Below are 16,606 nucleotides of genomic sequence, written 5' to 3'. Positions count from 1 at the left end.
GACGGCGGCATCCGGCCTAGATTTCTTGATTGAGGATCCTCCTACGCTACGTCTCCCGCTTCTTCCCGGAGACGAACTTCTCCAAATCCCTATCCGTGACAACTGAGGCCGCCGTCTTCACGGCCTCGATTATCTGAACGTATCCGGTACAGCGGCACAGATTGCCCGCCAGGGCGCCCTTGATCTCACTTTCGCTCGGATTCCGATTCTTCAGGAGCAACCCCACCACGGACATCACCATTCCGGGGGAACAAAAACCGCAATGAACGGCGCCGCAATCGAGAAAGGCTCGCTGTATCGGATGCAATTGTGAACCGCCACTCGGAGCCACGCCTTCGATTGTCCAGATGTCCGCACCGTCGATTTGCGACGCAAGGATGAGGCACGAGTTCATTGCCTCACCGTCGTAGAGCACCGTGCAAACGCCGCACTCTCCGATCTCGCAGCCGCACTTGGTACCGTAGTAGCCGAGGTCGTCACGCAAATAGCGCAGCAAGGTCCATCCAGAGGGTACGACCTTCTTGAATTCAACTCCGTTCAACCGGAAGCTCAAGCAGACCGTGCTCATTCCGCGGTCACCCCGCTGTTTTCTGCCGCCCGGTGTAATGCTCTTTCAAGCAGACCCTTGAGGACCGGCATCTTGTAAGGTGTCGACCAGCGTATTCCCGTTTCCTTCACGAGTAGCTCGGTGGCGAGAAGACCGGCCTCTTGGAAGAGTTTCGTCGACACAATCTGTCCGGCCAGCAATCGCTCCACTTCGAGCATTCGCTTGGCAACGGGAAAAACTGCTCCCGCCGAGACACGAGCAGACCCGATCCTACGGTCTGCTCCCACTGTGAGCAGCACTGCCAGGCTCATCCTTGAAATGTTCATCGCATTTCTCCGGCCCAACTTGAGGAAACAAGTGCCGACTTCTAATCCTAGCGCCGCGCTCGGGGCGCCACCCGGGGCACCACTCGGGACCTCACCCGCCGCGCGGGCGGCCACAACGGCCGTCGCCCCCGACGTCTTGCACACAATAGAAGTCAAGAGCTCTCCGGGTTTCCTGTCCGTAACGTAAGGCCGTTTGACGAACTCTTCCAGTTTCATGCGTCTCCTGCCGGCCTTGGAAACAAGCACGACTTCAGCGTCGTAATTCAACAGCGCGGGCACTGTGTCGGCCGAGGGTGAGGCGTTTACTACGTTGCCGCCGATAGTTCCCCTGTTTCTTATCTGGACAGCGCCGATCACGCCGGCGGCACTGGAAAGGAGCGGCAGAAACCGTACAACGTCGCGATCACAACACAGGTTCGAATGGGTAACGCAGGGACCGATCTCGAGCGCCCCCTCGGCGACCCTTACGTAGTTGAGACCGAGGCGAGCCACGTCGATCAGCGCTCGCGGCTCGCCGTCGCGCATCTGAGGGACAAGATCTGTCCCGCCTGCAATAGGTGTGAGCTCTCTCGACGCCATCAAGTCGAGAGCTTCCTCCAGAGATGCAGGATAGTAATGTGAGACTACGTTGATCATTGGTCCCTGTCCCGTGCGTTGGCTGGATCAGATTCCCCTGTCAGAGTTTCCTTCGCCTTCACAGAGCCGCGTTCTTCTTTCCTTGAGAGCTTCCTTCCGAGAAGCACTCTCTCCAGCGTGAGGGGCAACGCTCTGATTCTTCTCCCTGTTGCGTTAGCGACTGCATTTACAATCGCCGGCGCCGCCAGTTCGCAGGCGGGTTCTCCCAACGATTTTGCGCCGTGAGGGCCGAGCTTGTCAGGGTTCTCGATGAAAACGACATCCACGTCCGGCGTATCGCCCGCGGTCGGAAGAAGATATTCGTCAAGATTCTCAAGCTGGGGCACCCCGGCTTCCTCCGCGTACTCTTCGAGCAGAGCGTAGCCGAGTCCCATGGCCACGCCTCCGCACACTTGTCCCCTCGCGCCGTGGAGACTTATCACACGGCCCACGTCGTGCGAACTCACGACATTGGTTACGGCGACCTTGCCCGTCACGGCATCCACTTCCACCTCCGCCAGATTGGCGCCGTATACGAACGTGTAATAGGCAAGACCTTGGCCGTTCTCCTCGTCCCACGACGTTGACGGAGCTTTGTACCAGCCGTGAGCGTAAAGGGAAATCCCCTTCTGGAAGCAAAGGGTGGCCAGCGCAGCCAGCGACATGCCTTCCCCCTTGCGTTCACCGCCACCGGTACTTGATTCCCCTCCGCCGGCATAAACGAAATTGTCTTCAAACACAACCGAGCCCGGTGAACACTTCAGCGTCTCAGCCGCTATGGGCTTAAGCCTCTCGAGAAGCTCGTGGCAGCCCCTCCCTGCGGCGTTTCCCGCCATGAAACTTGTCCTCGAGGCAACAGTGGGGCCCGAATCCGGAAGACGCGACGTGTCTGCGTTGAGGAAAACGACCCTGTCAATCGTGACGCCCAGCTCTTCGGCCACAAGAAGCGAGATTGTGGTTGAAGCTCCTTGACCCATGTCAACAAGACCCGACGATACGATCACGGTACCGTCCGTCTGAAGCGAGACGACAACACCCGCGGCGTCCACTCCTTCCGCACCCAACGACACACCCCGGTAACTGCACGACAAGCCTATCCCCTTCTTTATGCAAGACCCTGCCCGAGGTTCAGAACCCGCCGTGGTCACGGAGTCGTGGTCACTTTCGCCCGTCGTACCCTCAGCGCTTCCTTTGCTCACTGCGCCCCCCTTGTTCTGTTCCAGACAGGCGTTCCATTTTTCTTTGAAGTTTCCCTTCCTGGCAACGTTCAGTAAGGCCTGCTCCACGCTAACCTTGTGATCCAACTTCTGCCCGGTGGCCGTTTCACAACCGTCCTTGAGCACGTTCTTCAAGCGAATTTCCAATGGACTCATGCCGAGCTCGAGAGCCAATTCATCCATCAGAGACTCTGCGCCGAAGCAAATCTGCGGCGAGCCGAATCCTCTCATCGCGCTGGTGTAACAATTGTTCGTGTATGCGGCGTAAACATCCGTCTTCACGTTGGGGACGACATACGGCCCCGTGGCCTGTACCACCGAACGCCAGGTGACGAACGGAGACATCGCGGCGTAGGCGCCCGCGTCGGCAAAGATCTCTATCTGCATCGCCTGCAACAAACCTTGCTTGCTGGCCCCCACCTTGTATCTCATCTTGTAAGGATGACGTTTGTACGACTCCCTCATGGAGTTCTCGCGAGTGTTCACCATCTTCAAGGGTCGTCCGGTAGCCAGGGCGAGCAGAGCGGCCCGGCAAGCCAGTGCGCTCATCACCTCATCTTTGCCGCCGAAGGAACCGCCGAGCGTCGCTTGCCGTATCCGTACGCGGTTCAGCGGCAGGGCAAGGACCCTGGCCAGCGCTCGCCTGATCGAATAGAGATTCTGAACCGAACCAGTAATGGTAACGCCGCCGTTCTCCCCGAGTTCAGCCAGAACGGCCTCGGGTTCCATGTACGCGTGCTCAACCTTTTGAGTGGAATATTCCCGCCTCAGAACAACATCACATTTAGAAAAGGCTTTGTCCACGTCACCCTTTCTTACTTTGTGATGAACGCAGAGATTTCCGTTCGGATGAACCGGCGGAGAGCCCTCGCGCAAAGCTTCTACGGGGTCGGTCACTACGGGAAGAGGATTGTATCTGATTTCGACAAGTCCTACGGCCGTCGACGCGACCTCTTCCGTATCCGCAGCGACTATCGCCACGACGTCACCGAAATATCTGACCTTATCGGAACACAAGACTACTTGGTGCGGAACCACACCGCCGAAGCAGTTCTGGCCTGGGATATCGACGTGAGTCAATACGGCGCGGACGCCGGGCAACTCTCTCGCACGGGTTGTGTCTATTGATACGATCTCGGCGTGGGGATAATCCGAGTGTCTGGCGGCTCCGTACAGCTGACCCTTCTGATTGTAGTCGGCGCCGTACTTTGCGCGGCCCGTCACCTTGTCGAGAGCGTCCACGCCGGGGACGGCCGAGCCAATTACGTCAAATGAGTTCTTGTCGTTCACGCAATCAGCCATGAGAGTCCTTCTGTCGTCCAGCCGATCAGCCACGCCATCAAGCCCGGGTCCCTGTGTGTGCGATTCGCGCGAGACCCCTTCGCAATAGAACGGCCACCATTCCTCGCCTGTACTCTGCGTCGGAACGTATGTCCGTTATGGGCGTTGCTTCGTTCTTGGCAATGGAACACGCGACTGAGATGGTGCCGTCCGTCAACTCCCTGCCCAGCAAGTAATCTTCGGTCCGCAATGCCCTCACCACAGTTGGAGCCACCGCACCGAGGGCAACCTTTATTCTGTCCACTTTCTCCCGTCGCACGGAGAGATTCGCAGCCACCGAGACCTTGCTGATGGCCAAGGCCCTTCTGGCCGCAAGCCGAAGATAGAACCCGTGGCTTCCGCATTTCTCAAGGATTATGGACGTGATCAGCTCGTTAGCCTTGAGAGCGGTCAATCCCGGCCCCTTGACGAAGTCTTCGATTGATACGTAGCGTTTGCCGTTGACGGACGACAATTCAAGTCTCGCCGAAAGCACGAACAGAGGAGGGATTAGATCGCCGGCCGGAGAAGCGTGTGCGACATTCCCACCGATCGTGCCGCGATTTCTTATGAGGACCGACCCCGCCAGCGAAGCCGCCTCAACGAGTTGTGGCGCGAACTTTCTCAGGCCGGCCGATTTCGCAATGTCGGCGAAGGTGAGAAGAGGCCCCAGCAAGATGCGGTCATCTTTCACCGTCATTCTGTGGAGCGGCTTGACCCCTTCCAACACAAGCAGCCTGGGCCATGGACGATCGACGACGTCGTGCAGTCTGACAAGCACGTCGGTTCCACCTGCCAGAGCGACGACGTTCTTCTGTGCCATTGCCTTGAGAGCCTGATTCAACGTCGAAACACTGATGATCGCAGCGTCTGTCATGCTCACACCATTCCTCAGAACTTTTCGCTACCAATTACGCGCGGCTCTGCCGTGCTCTCCCTCGTTTACTACGAGCGACTCTCCTCCCCGGCTTCATCCCCTTGCTCGATCCTTTCATGTTCTTTGCGGCCAGTTCCACGGCCTCGAATATCTTCTTGTATCCGGTGCAGCGGCAGAGATTGCCTGAAAGAGCCCTCTTGATTTCTTGTCTCGAGGGATCGGGATTTTCGTTGAGAAGTGCAACTGCTGAAAGCACCATTCCCGGCGTGCAGAAACCGCATTGCACCGCGCCTGTCTCGGTGAACGCCTCCTGGACCGGATGTAGCCTGTCTCTCTTCGCCAGTCCTTCTATTGTCGTGACTTCTCTGCCGGCGAGCTGCGACGAGAGCAAGAGGCAAGAGCACACCGGAGCCCCGTCCAAAAGGACCGTGCACGCACCGCACTCACCCTTTCCACAACCCTCCTTCGTGCCGAAGAGACCCAGTCTCTCACGCAAGAGATCTATCAGACGCTCGTAGCCTGAGACGTCGAGCACGGTGTCTGTCCCGTTCAACCTAAATGACAGTTTCATGTCTTCTTCCGGGTCCTTGCACCTAAGTCCGCTTTGCCGCGCTTGCCCTCGTGAGTTTCTTTCTCCTTCAGGGCTCTCCAGACCTTCTCGGGAGTGAGCGGCAGATCGGTTATTCGCACGCCCACTGCGTCGTAGACCGCGTTGGCAACTGCCGGCGCGATTCCCATGAGCGGCTGCTCGGCGAATCCCTTTGCGCCATCCGGCCCTTCGGGATAAGGGTGCTCGACGATTATCGAGACTATCTCCGGGCCATCTTCCGCGGTCGGGATTATGTAGGTGGAAAAGTCGGGGTTCAAAATGCGACCGGCGGAATCAACGGACATGTCTTCAGTCAGAGCATAACCGATACCCTGGAGCACACCGCCTTCTATCTGGCCCTCCGCAGACGATGGGTTTATCGCCTTGCCGACGTCGTGGGCCGACCACACCTTCAGAACCGACACTTCGCCCGTTTCCCTGTCCACTCTCGCCTTGACCAAGTTTGTGGCCCAAGCATAGACTACGTAGGCGTCGCCCTGCCCGGTTTCGTTATCGAAGTTTGTCGGTGGCGAAGCGTACCAACCGTCGGCAGAGAGCGGTTTTCGTTTCTGCACGCACGATTTGATCACATCATTAATAGACAGCGAGGTCTTAGTCTCGGGGAAAGCCTTCCCCTCCAAACCTCCCGCTGATTCCCCCGCTGCACTCCGCAGAGTCGCGTCCCGCAGGCTCCCTCCCGCTGTCACGACACCTTCGTCCATTCTTATCTGATCTGCCGGGCAGCCCAGCATCTCGGAGGCTTCTCCGACAAGAACGTCCTTTATCTTCCTGCAAGCGTTATTGAGCGCGTTGCCAGACATCGTGGTTGACCGCGAGGCGACCGTCGGACCGGAATCCGGCACGCGACTCGTGTCGGGAGCCGTCATGCGCACGCACTCAAACGGTACGCCAAGCCCGTCCGCGACTATCTGCGAGAGAACGGTGGTCATCCCCTGTCCGAGCTCGGTAGTCCCTACGGAAAACAGAACCGAACCATCGGAGTGCAGAATGACGTTCGCGCCGGTGCGCGCGAGATACTTTCCAGCAGCACCGAGACCAACCCCGTAGAAGATGGTGGAGAGGCCAAACCCGGTGTTGCCCTCCTCGTTCCGAATTCGGTCGTCTTCACTGCCTTCATCTCTGCGCCGGGCCTTGCCTGTATCTTTGCCGCCATCCTTGTCCGCACGCTCTTTCGCGCGAGGACACCACGCGGAGGATTGAAGCACCTTGTCGAGAGTCTCTTCCAGGCCGACACTGTTTAGAAGCCTCTGCCCGGTGGCAGTCGTGTCACCAACCCTGAGCAGATTCCTGCGCCTGAACTCAACAGGATCGAGACCGAGCTTCTCGGCCAGAATATCCATCTGAGATTCCGCGGCGAAAAGTATCTGTGGCGAGCCGAACCCACGGAATGCGCCTGTCGGCACCTTGTTCGTCGCGACGACGTAGCTGTCCACCTTGACGTTCTCGCATCTATACGGCCCCGCCGCGTGGACAGTTCCTCGAAACAGCACCGCCGGCGACAGCGTCGAATAAGCCCCTCCGTCAATGACATACTCCACTTTCACCGCCTTCAGCGTTCCATCTTTCGACGCTCCAGATTTGTAACGCACCCAACTGGGATGACGCTTGGACGAAGACATCATGTCTTCGGTACGGTCGTAGACGAGCTTGATCGGCCTCTTGAGCTTCCACGCCGGCAAAGCGGCCTGACACGCGAGAAGTGAGGGCACGTCTTCCTTCCCGCCGAAAGCACCGCCCGTCGCAGTCTGTATCACCCAAACATCGCTCTCCGGCAGCGCCAGTACTCTCGTGACGGCGTTCCGCACGTAAAACGGGCACTGCATCGAACCTCTTATCTCCATCCTGCCGTCGGGATGAGGGATGGCGATCATGGCCAGCGGCTCGATGTAAGCGTGCTCCTGATAGGGAGTGCGATATTCGTTCTCGACGATGACGTCACATGACGCGAAGGCCCTCTTCGTGTCGCCTCGCCTGATCTTGAGTTGCCTGAACACGTTATCTTCGCCGAAAAGCTTGATCGTGGGATGATTGCGAGCCTCCATGAGAGAAAGAATGGGCGGGAGTTTCTTAATCGTGACTTCGACCGCCAGAGCCGCGGCCCTGGCAGTGGGACGATCACAGGCAACGACCACGGCTATCGGCTCTCCGACGTAGTTCACATACTTCTCTGCGAGAAACGGCTGATCGTCCAGGATAATCGGGATGCTGTTGCGGCCGGGAATGTCTCTGAACGTGAATACTCCCTCGACGCCTTTCATATTGAGGGCGCTCCCGGTGTCAATCCCTTGTACGAGTCCCCTGGCGACGGGCGAGCGGACGACGGCGGCGTGCAGCATGCCCGGGTAATTGAGATCGTCGGTGAAAAGCCCCGCCCCGGTGACGCGCTCGACTCCCTCGGATCTCTTCACTCGCCTTCCGATTACGGTCATTAGATGTGTGTCCTTTCCAGTCTATCCGGCCCGCCTCAAGTCCGCCTCCGTGTCGATGTCCGTCAGAATCCCGGCATCGTCAACGGCCTGCTCGAGCACGAGGTGGTCGTGTTTTCTTATGATGTCCCGGAGCGTCATGCCATCCGGAGAGTTCACTATCTCTGTCATGACGTCTCGGGGAACAACCACCGGATGACCTCGTCTCTCCTGGTAGGTCGGAACAATGATTCTTCCCGAAAACTTCCGAGACGTTCCGACAAGAACTTGATACGTTTCTCTCTTTACGAGAGGATGGTCCACCAGCGCCACCATGGCTCCGCCCACCTGCGTACTCTTCCCCGTTCCCGCTCCCCTTCCAGCTCCCACCACGCTCGCCAGTTGTGACGTCCCGACCTTGAGGGAGGAGAACTGCCCCCTCTGCCAATTTTCGTTCTGGATGAACCGGACCCCGAGTCGCGCGGCTTCTTCACTCACGCTGTCGGCTTCAGCCCCACCCACGACTATCACCGGATCGCAACCCGCACCGCACATGCAAGTCGCCACCTTCTCCAAGGACTTGATCCCTCCGATTTCGAGCAGCGCCTTGTTCTTGCCTATGCGCTTTCCTTCTCCCGCGGCCAAGATTATCCCGGCGATGCCCGTGCTTTCAGAAGTCATAGCCCTCCGTTGCGTGTTCGAGGCTCTTCAGTGGTCCCGTAACTACTAGAAATATATCAGCGAATCCGCGTCTTGCAAGGCAATTTTCCGCGCGTCACACGGGAAAGCTCTCGGTCTCTTTGCGCCATTCCGCTCGTCCAACGATGTTCGTGTGCCGGCGCGATCACACGGTCATTAAGGTTGTCAGGACAAGCGTAATGGTCTATAATCATCCGAAACTCCGGGGGACGAGGGTTGTCTGGCAACGACCATCCCACACCTTCGGTGTCCCAACGCAGGTTTACGGCTCAGATTTGCATTTTCCGACAAGAACTGACCAAGCTCCTCGGAATGACAAATCAAACAAGGAGGATTTGCGATGCGTAGTTTTGCAGGTCGCGACATTCTGTCGCTCAAGGAGTTTGAACGCAACGAGTTCTTTCACGTGTTCGGCGTTGCGGAAAAAATGGAAGTGATCGCGCGCGGGCGCAAGAACGTCGACATGCTGAAGGAGAAAACGCTCGTCGCCGCGTTCTTTCAGGCCAGCACGCGCACGCGCCTCGCGCACGAAGCTGCGATGCATCGCCTTGGCGGGCACGTCACCGGGTTTGCCGACTTCAAGATGACGCGCGCCGGGGACTTTTATCAGGAATCGATCAAGGACACCGTCAAGATGCTCGAGTTCTACGGCGACGTAATCGCGATGCGCCATTTCCAAAAAGGCGCGCCGCAAGAAGCGGCCAAATGGGCGAGCGTGCCGATCATCAACGGCGGCGACGGCTGGGGTGAACACCCGACGCAAGTTCTCAGCGATCTCTACACCGTCTTGCGCGAAAGGGGACGCATCGATGGTTTGAAATGGCTCGCTGTCGGCGACATGCGGATGCGCACGATGCACTCGCTTGGTTACGCGCTCTCACAATTCGACTGCCCGGTCACGTTCGTCTCGCCGGGCCCCGACGCGCTCTTTCCCAAGTCACCCGACATGCGCATGCCGGAAGAGTACAAGGCCGATTTCAGACAGTACTCGCTCAACTTCCGCGAAGCCGATCACGTCGAGCAGGCGATTGCGGACGCGGACGTCATCTTGGTCGAGCCGGTCGTGCAGCCCGACTACACACAGGCGAGGCAAGAAGCGACCAAGGACAAGGCGCTCACGCCGGCAAATTACAAAATCACGCGCGAGCTGTTAGAGCGAAAAGCCAAGAGCGATTTGATTCTACTCCACTCGCTTCCGCGCATGGACGAGATTCCGGCGGACGTCGACACCACGCGCTGGGCGCGCTATTGGCAGGAAGCGTTCAACGGCGTGGTGATACGCATGGCGTTGCTTGCGATGGTGTTGGGAGCGGTCGAATAGTAAACAGGAGATGACATAATGCAAACCTTCTTACACGGTCGCGACCTCATCGGCGATCTCGATTTCTCGAAGGAAGAAGTCGAAACCGTGCTCGATGTCGCCTTCGATTTGAAACGCCAGCGCGCGCTCAATCAATTGCACCCGATACTGCGCGACAAAGTCCTGGCGATGCTGTTCTTCTTCTCCAGCACGCGCACGCGCGGCTCGTTCGAAGCCGGCATCGCGCAGCTCGGCGGACACGGCGCATTCATTGAATCGCGTACGACGCAAATTGCGCACGGCGACACGCCGAAAGAAATGGGCGAAATCTTCGGACGTTACTTCGATGCCATCGCAATTCGCCACGTGGACTGGCGCGTGGGCAACGGCTACCTTAACGCGGTCGCTAAAGCATCGCGCGTGCCGGTTCTCAACATGCAATGCGACGTCTATCACCCGTTCCAATGCCTCGCTGACTTGATGACGATCGTCGAGAAGAAGGGACGGGATTTGCGCCGCAAGAAGATGGTCGTGTCGTGGGCGTATGCCTCATCGTACCAAAAGCCGATGTCGGTCCCGCAATCGCTCATCCTGCAAATGCCGCGCTTTGGAGTGGACGTCGTTCTTGCGCATCCGCCGGAATTCAAACTGATGCCGGAGATCATGGAGCAAGCGCGCGAACAAGCGAAGAAATTCGGCGCAGGCTTTGAGGTGGCGGACGATATGGACGCTGCGTTCAAAGACGCCGATATTGTCTACGCCAAATCCTGGGGCGCGATGGTGCACTCGCCGGACGAAAAAGAGGGCGCAAAGATCATCAGCAAGTATTCGTCGTGGATCACGGACGAACGCCGCATGAAGCTGGCAAAGCCGGACGCCATTTACATGCATCCACTGCCCGCCGACCGCAACATCGAAGTCACCGACGGCGTGATGGACGGTCCGCAATCGGCCGTGTACGACGAAGCCGAGAATCGTTTGCACGCGCAAAAAGCGGTAATGGCGCTCACAATGAGTTAGTACGATAGTGTAATCCTAAAATAGTGCGTTCGTTGGTGAGTTCAGCTATCGCACTATCAAACTACCAAACTATCGAACTAACGCACCATTGCACTCAAAAGGAATTCAGATGCCAACGAAGAAGATGCTCAAGCAAACCAAACCAACAGCGAAAAAGACCGTCAAGCGCGCGCCCAAACGCAAATTGGCCGTCGTAGCGATTGGCGGTAACTCGCTCATCAAAGACGCGGCGCATCAATCGGTCGAGGATCAACATGACGCGTTGCGTGAGACCGCACGCCACATCGCCGACATGGTCGAGCAGGGCTGGGATGTGGCAATCGGTCACGGGAACGGTCCCCAGGTCGGTTTTGTCTTGCGCCGTTCCGAAATCGCCGCGAAGATTGAAGGCATGCATGAAGTCCCGCTCGATGTGTGCGGCGCGGACACGCAAGGCGCCATCGGCTACGAATTGCAGCAGGCACTCCAAAACGAGTTGCATCATCGCGGCATCAAAAAATGTTGCGCGACCATCATCACCCAGGTGTTGGTTGATCAAAACGATCCGGCGTTCAAGAATCCGTCCAAGCCCATCGGCGGATTCATGGATCAAGCCGAAGCGGCACGCCGCAAGAATGAAATGGACTGGAGCGTCGTTGAAGACGCCGGGCGCGGTTGGCGACGGGTCGTGCCGTCGCCACTGCCCCAGGAGATCGTCGAGCAGACGACCATCGAAGCGCTGCTCAGGGACGGCATCATCGTCATCACCGTCGGCGGCGGCGGCATTCCCGTCATCGACGTGGGCGACGGTGAGTATCGGGGAACTGCCGCAGTCATCGACAAGGATTTCGCATCGAGTTTGCTCGCGGCCGAAGTCAACGCCGATTTGTTCTTAATTGCGACCGCGGTCGAAAAAGCGGCGATCAACTTCGGCAAGCCCAACCAACAATGGATCGACAAGATGACGCTGGCGGAAGCCAAGCAATATCTCGCCGAAGGCACACACTTTGCCAAGGGCTCGATGGCGCCCAAGATGCAAGCGATCATCGGGTTTCTCGAAGCCGGCGGCAAGCACGCGATCATCACGAATCCCGAAAATATCGGGCGCGCGTTGCGCGGGGAAACCGGGACGCACATTGTTCGGAAGTAAGTAGGTGAACACGTAGATAGTACGCTCCGGCCTGAAACCCCGTACCTGAACCCTTGACTGGAGTCCCGATGGACTATCATTTCAAATGCACGCTTTGCGGCGCAGAGTACGACAGCAACGCCGTCCGCTACGTCTGCCCCAAGCACGGCGACGATGGCGTCCTCGACACGATTCCCGATTACGTGAAAATCGCGAAAGAGACAAACCCGCGAGAAATTTCCAAGTCACGTGATTTTTCGATTTGGCGGTACGCACCGCTTCTGCCGCTCGATGATGCGCGCAAATCTGCGCCGCCGCTTCACGTTGGTTGGACGCCCCTCTATCGCTCGACCACGCTCGGTGCACAACTTGGCTTGAGTAATTTGTATTTCAAAGACGATGGCCGCAATCCGACCGCATCGTTCAAAGATCGCGCCAGCGCCGTCGTCGTCGCCAAAGCGCGCGAACTCGGCGTCGCAGTCATCACGACGGCAAGCACGGGCAACGCAGGCGCGGCGCTCGCCGGTCTCGCCGCCGCCGCGAAAATGCCGGCGATGATTTTCGTTCCGCAGACCGCGCCGCAGGCAAAGATCGTGCAACTGTTGATTTTCGGTGCGCGTGTCCTCCTCGTCAAAGGCACGTACGATCAAGCATTCGATTTGTGCCTACAAGTATCCAAATCGTTTGGGTGGTATTGCCGCAACACCGCGTATAATCCGTACACGGTAGAAGGCAAGAAAACCGCGTCGTTTGAGATTTGCGAGCAGCTGACTCCCTCCCCTGTTGAGACGCGGGAGGAGCGGGGTGGAGATTGGAAAGCCCCCGACAGCATTTTCGTTTCGGTGGGCGACGGAAACATCATCAGCGGATTGTGGAAGGGACTCCGCGATCTGGTTGCGCTCGGTTGGATTGAGAAGATGCCCAAGCTCATCGGCATTCAAGCCCAAGGATCGGCGGCCTGCTACAACGCGTGGAAAGCTGGAACGGAGAAAATTACCGCTGTCAACGCGCAAACCGTTGCCGATTCGATCAGTGCGGACTTGCCGCGCGACGGCGTACGCGCGGTGCGTGCGGTGCGCGAAACCGGCGGTGCGTACCTCACCGTGACCGACGATGAAATTCTCGCCGCGATTCCTGAGCTTGCGCGCGGCGAAGCAATCTTTTCCGAACCCGCCGCCTCGACCGCGTATGCGGGATTGAAGAAAGCAGTCAAGCAGGGTCTCGTGAAATCGGATGAAACAGTTGTCTGTATGTTGACCGGCAACGGGTTGAAAGATATCGCCAGCGCAATGAAAGTTGCAGGTGCGGGCACAGTCATCGAGCCCACGCTGGAGGCAGTCAACCAACTAAACCTCAAGTAGAATCAAGGAGTCTCAAATGTCTAAACTAATTCTCGGCCCCTTGTTCGAAGAAATGCTCCACCCCAACAAGATTGTGCCGGAAATTCGCAAGCGCGCGATTGAAGCAAGAACCAAAGACCCGCTCGATCCGATCAACCTGTTCAACATCACGTGGCGCGACGGCAACAACAACATTTACTATCACGTGATTCCAAAAGAGTTGACCGGCGTCGACGCGAACATCGTCGTACTTTACGGCAAGGATTTTCCAAGCGGTTCGCACAAAGTCGGCGCGGCGTACTCCGTGCTGATCGAAAAGCAGATGTTCGGCGAAGTGGATCCCAGCACGCACACACTTGTGTGGCCCTCGACCGGCAATTACGGCATCGGCGGCGCGTACGTCGGTTGCCGTATGGGCTTTGACAGCATCGTCGTTTTGCCGGAGGGCATGAGCCAGGAGCGGTTCAGGCAGATCGAATCGTATGGAGCCCGCATCATCAAGACGCCCGGCTCGGAATCGAACGTCAAGGAGATTTACGACGAAACGCATCGCCTCCGCCAGGACCCCAAGGTGCGCATCCTCAATCAATTCGAGGTCATGGGCAACTATCGCTTCCACTATCACGTCACAGGCAACACGATTGTCGAACTCGCGGACGTTCTCAAGCAACAAGGCATCGGCAACGGAGAAATTTCCGCATACTGTTCTGCGATGGGGAGTTCGGGCACGATCGCGGCAGGCGATCGCTTGAAGCAGGTGTGGCACGATCACAAAATCGTCGGGCTTGAACCGATTCAATGCCCCACGCTTTACAACAACGGCTACGGCTCGCACGACATTCAAGGCATCGGCGACAAGCACGTGACGTGGGTTCACAACGTGATGAACATGGACGCGATCATGTGCCTCGACGATATCGAATGCAAGAAGGGCTTGCAGTTGCTCACCGAAGAAGCCGGGCGGAACACGCTCGTCAAACGCTTTGGCGTGCCGCGCGCATCAGTTGAAGAAATGGCGACGATTTTCGGCATCAGCGGCGTGTGCAACATCCTCGGCGCTATCAAGACAGCCAAGTTCTACGGATTCGGCAAGAACGACACCATTGCCACGATTTGTACAGACGCGATCGATCGCTATCACTCGGTGATGGGTGAAATGACCAAGAGATTCGGCAAGATGGACGAGGCCGAAGCGACCGCGCGCGTGCAGATTTTCCGCGACAAAACGATTGACTGGATTCACGAAGGCACGACCGAGATGCGCCGCCAGTGGCACAACTTGAAATACTATACCTGGGTTGAGCAACAAGGCAAGACGGTTGAAGAACTCGACGCACAGCTCGGCCAGGAATGGTGGATCAAACAACAGCAAATGGTTGGCGATATCGATGCGAGACTGAAGGCGGCTCGGGGGTAATTAGCCACCACAGAGGGCACGGAGAACATCAGGACCCAGCGTGGTTCGAGAGACGCGGTCCCTGGGCTCCGTTGACTCACTGGTATCTCTAGAGGTTTTGGTATCTCGTTAGCCACGGTTTGCGGATTCGATTCGTGGTGAAGTTCTAGTGAGGGTTGTAACCAGCGGCTGGGGCGGAAGGAAAACCCCACCACTCACCCGCGACGTTGCGCACAGGATAAACAAAACGGGAATGGGATGATTAGGATCGATGTATTGAAGATCAATGTCGAAATGTAGGCCATTCATAGCGGGGTCAGCTTGGAGAAACCTAGACCGGTAAGAGACGACTTCAATCTTATGGTGGAGAACGCTTTTGATTTTTTTCAGAAATCATTGGAAGAATTCGATAAGGAACCCAAGTATTCTGTAATCCATTTCCATGCAGCCGTTGAGCTGATAATGAAGGCCCGCCTGCTTTGGGAACATTGGACTTTGATCATTACCCGACCTGAAACAGCAAGTCTTAAGAGCTTTCGCTCGGGAGATTTTCAGTCCGTCAGCATCAAGGATGCCAAAGCCCGGCTTGAATCAATTGTCCAAGATGGCTTGAGCCAAGCGGAGTACGAGTGCTTCTTGCGCCTCTCTGACCACCGAAACCGGATGGTCCATTTTTATCACCCGGGAATTACAGGTAACAAGAGCGAGCTCGAAAAGATCGTGGGAGAGCAGTACTTGGCCTGGTACCACGTGAGCCGAATATTCAAAAGATGGAACGAACAATTTCAAAGTTACGAGAAGAGAATCGTCGAAATCGACAAGGCGATGCACGAGCGTCGAAAATACCTCGAGGCAAAGTTTCGGGCACTTGCAGAAGGCATCAAGAGACGCAAGAGTCGTGGAATACTGTTTGGTATTTGCCCTTCTTGCCGTTTTGAATCATTCGAAGAAGAGGCAGGCGGTGCGCCCATATTAGATTATAAGTGTTTGGTCTGCGACGCCGAAGAGACTGGTTTGATGGTTGAATGCCCTGAATGTGGCGAGCAAAACAAACTAATCGCGGAGCCTTGGCATGAGTGTAACAAATGCGGCCACAAATTTGACGAGAACGACGTCCAGGCGTTTCTCACCAAGGATTTCGTGTGCGACAAACACGATCCTGAACGATCAATCGTGGCTCATTGCGGGGAGTGCGGCGGATGCGAGATGGTGGTCCAAGTCAATGACACCTGGATTTGTTCACGGTGTTTTGCTAAGTATGATTCTGAAGAAGTTGGCCGATGCGCTTGGTGCCGTAGCCTCTCTACCGGCGACCTGGAGGACAGTTACTATGTTGGCTGCGTTGCATGTGAGGGGGAGTCTGGATGGGCTAGAGATAAAGGCTACTAGGGAAACATATGTGTAAGTCCTAGACAGACAGTAGAGAGAACGACCTAACCCATTCCCCAACAAGGCAATCCAGCCGACTCGTTACACTGGGGGCTGATTCTTGTGTTCGTTCGCGGAAAGGAGATTACAACAATGCAACCCAAAGGACCATTCTGTCAGAGTTGTGCGATGCCGATGGAAAGCCCAGACCTCTTCGGCACCGAGGCAGACGGAAGCAAGTCTAAGGACTACTGTACGTACTGCTTTCAAAACGGACGGTTCACAGAACCCGAAATCGCCATGCAAGCCATGATCGACAAGTGCGTCGCAGTCATGGTGCAGATGAACATCATGCCGGAAGAGCAAGCAAGAACCCTGATGACCAAGACACTCCCCACTCTCAAGCGATGGCGTGCCTGACCGCCTAGCTAGAAGGTCTCGGTGAGGGCAGCGTAAGG

Annotated in this window: 14 protein-coding genes; 7 read left to right on the top strand and 7 right to left on the bottom strand. The window is 57.0% G+C overall.

Annotation, left to right across the window (positions count from 1 at the left end; translation table 11 throughout):
• Positions 1-46: 46 nt before the first annotated feature.
• Genes NTX17_02180 through NTX17_02150 form a run of 7 tightly spaced genes read right to left on the bottom strand, consistent with a single transcriptional unit; the run spans position 47 to position 8,598 of the window.
• Positions 47-568, bottom strand: coding sequence for a (2Fe-2S)-binding protein (locus NTX17_02180; GenBank protein MCX5800185.1), 522 nt, complete (start codon positions 566-568; stop codon positions 47-49).
• Positions 565-1,509 (bottom strand): xanthine dehydrogenase family protein subunit M, encoded by a 945-nt coding sequence (locus tag NTX17_02175; protein MCX5800184.1) that lies wholly within the window; start codon positions 1,507-1,509, stop codon positions 565-567. Before NTX17_02175 ends, NTX17_02180 begins: the two co-directional genes overlap by 4 nt.
• Positions 1,506-4,007, bottom strand: coding sequence for a xanthine dehydrogenase family protein molybdopterin-binding subunit (locus NTX17_02170; protein MCX5800183.1), 2,502 nt, complete (start codon positions 4,005-4,007; stop codon positions 1,506-1,508). Before NTX17_02170 ends, NTX17_02175 begins: the two co-directional genes overlap by 4 nt.
• Positions 4,008-4,044: 37 nt before the next feature.
• Positions 4,045-4,902 (bottom strand): FAD binding domain-containing protein, encoded by an 858-nt coding sequence (locus NTX17_02165; GenBank protein ID MCX5800182.1) that lies wholly within the window; start codon positions 4,900-4,902, stop codon positions 4,045-4,047.
• Between the two features lie 34 nt (positions 4,903-4,936).
• Positions 4,937-5,473 (bottom strand): (2Fe-2S)-binding protein, encoded by a 537-nt coding sequence (locus NTX17_02160; protein MCX5800181.1) that lies wholly within the window; start codon positions 5,471-5,473, stop codon positions 4,937-4,939.
• On the bottom strand, positions 5,470-7,941 hold the full coding sequence (locus NTX17_02155; protein MCX5800180.1) for a xanthine dehydrogenase family protein molybdopterin-binding subunit: 2,472 nt from the start codon (positions 7,939-7,941) through the stop codon (positions 5,470-5,472). The genes NTX17_02160 and NTX17_02155 overlap by 4 nt, the downstream gene beginning before the upstream one ends.
• 21 nt (positions 7,942-7,962) lie before the next feature.
• On the bottom strand, positions 7,963-8,598 hold the full coding sequence (locus NTX17_02150; GenBank protein MCX5800179.1) for a nucleotidyltransferase family protein: 636 nt from the start codon (positions 8,596-8,598) through the stop codon (positions 7,963-7,965).
• Positions 8,599-8,956: 358 nt separating this feature from the next.
• Here NTX17_02150 and pyrB point away from each other — a divergent pair, with 358 nt between their 5' ends.
• The 7 genes from pyrB (at position 8,957) to NTX17_02115 (ending at position 16,568) form a co-directional block, all read left to right on the top strand.
• The gene (gene pyrB / locus NTX17_02145; protein MCX5800178.1) at positions 8,957-9,937 is read left to right on the top strand and encodes an aspartate carbamoyltransferase; all 981 of its coding nucleotides are present in this window, start codon (positions 8,957-8,959) and stop codon (positions 9,935-9,937) included.
• An 18-nt stretch (positions 9,938-9,955) separates the two neighbouring features.
• Positions 9,956-10,936, top strand: a complete 981-nt coding sequence (locus NTX17_02140) for an ornithine carbamoyltransferase (GenBank protein MCX5800177.1) — start codon at positions 9,956-9,958, stop codon at positions 10,934-10,936.
• Positions 10,937-11,060: 124 nt separating this feature from the next.
• Positions 11,061-12,065, top strand: a complete 1,005-nt coding sequence (gene arcC, locus NTX17_02135) for a carbamate kinase (GenBank protein MCX5800176.1) — start codon at positions 11,061-11,063, stop codon at positions 12,063-12,065.
• Between the two features lie 68 nt (positions 12,066-12,133).
• On the top strand, positions 12,134-13,405 hold the full coding sequence (gene thrC / locus NTX17_02130) for a threonine synthase (GenBank protein MCX5800175.1): 1,272 nt from the start codon (positions 12,134-12,136) through the stop codon (positions 13,403-13,405).
• Between the two features lie 16 nt (positions 13,406-13,421).
• Positions 13,422-14,801 (top strand): pyridoxal-phosphate dependent enzyme, encoded by a 1,380-nt coding sequence (locus NTX17_02125; protein MCX5800174.1) that lies wholly within the window; start codon positions 13,422-13,424, stop codon positions 14,799-14,801.
• A 339-nt stretch (positions 14,802-15,140) separates the two neighbouring features.
• Positions 15,141-16,169: a hypothetical protein gene (locus NTX17_02120; protein MCX5800173.1), complete on the top strand. Its 1,029-nt coding sequence runs from the start codon at positions 15,141-15,143 to the stop codon at positions 16,167-16,169.
• Between the two features lie 132 nt (positions 16,170-16,301).
• The gene (locus NTX17_02115) at positions 16,302-16,568 is read left to right on the top strand and encodes a zinc ribbon domain-containing protein (protein MCX5800172.1); all 267 of its coding nucleotides are present in this window, start codon (positions 16,302-16,304) and stop codon (positions 16,566-16,568) included.
• The last annotated feature ends 38 nt before the right edge of the window (positions 16,569-16,606 follow it).

Source organism: Candidatus Eisenbacteria bacterium (assembly GCA_026388185.1).
Taxonomy (GTDB): Bacteria; Eisenbacteria; RBG-16-71-46; order JAFGJU01; family JAFGJU01; genus JAPLKG01.
The sequence above is the reverse complement of the archived record's forward strand: the minus strand, read 5'-3'. Positions and strand labels throughout refer to the sequence as shown.

Coding starts and splice junctions, on each gene's coding strand:
- NTX17_02180 (MCX5800185.1), bottom strand. CDS start 568: ATGAGCACGGTCTGCTTGAGCTTCCGGTTGAACGGAGTTGAATTCAAG.
- NTX17_02175 (MCX5800184.1), bottom strand. CDS start 1,509: ATGATCAACGTAGTCTCACATTACTATCCTGCATCTCTGGAGGAAGCT.
- NTX17_02170 (MCX5800183.1), bottom strand. CDS start 4,007: ATGGCTGATTGCGTGAACGACAAGAACTCATTTGACGTAATTGGCTCG.
- NTX17_02165 (MCX5800182.1), bottom strand. CDS start 4,902: ATGACAGACGCTGCGATCATCAGTGTTTCGACGTTGAATCAGGCTCTC.
- NTX17_02160 (MCX5800181.1), bottom strand. CDS start 5,473: ATGAAACTGTCATTTAGGTTGAACGGGACAGACACCGTGCTCGACGTC.
- NTX17_02155 (MCX5800180.1), bottom strand. CDS start 7,941: ATGACCGTAATCGGAAGGCGAGTGAAGAGATCCGAGGGAGTCGAGCGC.
- NTX17_02150 (MCX5800179.1), bottom strand. CDS start 8,598: ATGACTTCTGAAAGCACGGGCATCGCCGGGATAATCTTGGCCGCGGGA.
- pyrB (MCX5800178.1), top strand. CDS start 8,957: ATGCGTAGTTTTGCAGGTCGCGACATTCTGTCGCTCAAGGAGTTTGAA.
- NTX17_02140 (MCX5800177.1), top strand. CDS start 9,956: ATGCAAACCTTCTTACACGGTCGCGACCTCATCGGCGATCTCGATTTC.
- arcC (MCX5800176.1), top strand. CDS start 11,061: ATGCTCAAGCAAACCAAACCAACAGCGAAAAAGACCGTCAAGCGCGCG.
- thrC (MCX5800175.1), top strand. CDS start 12,134: ATGGACTATCATTTCAAATGCACGCTTTGCGGCGCAGAGTACGACAGC.
- NTX17_02125 (MCX5800174.1), top strand. CDS start 13,422: ATGTCTAAACTAATTCTCGGCCCCTTGTTCGAAGAAATGCTCCACCCC.
- NTX17_02120 (MCX5800173.1), top strand. CDS start 15,141: ATGGTGGAGAACGCTTTTGATTTTTTTCAGAAATCATTGGAAGAATTC.
- NTX17_02115 (MCX5800172.1), top strand. CDS start 16,302: ATGCAACCCAAAGGACCATTCTGTCAGAGTTGTGCGATGCCGATGGAA.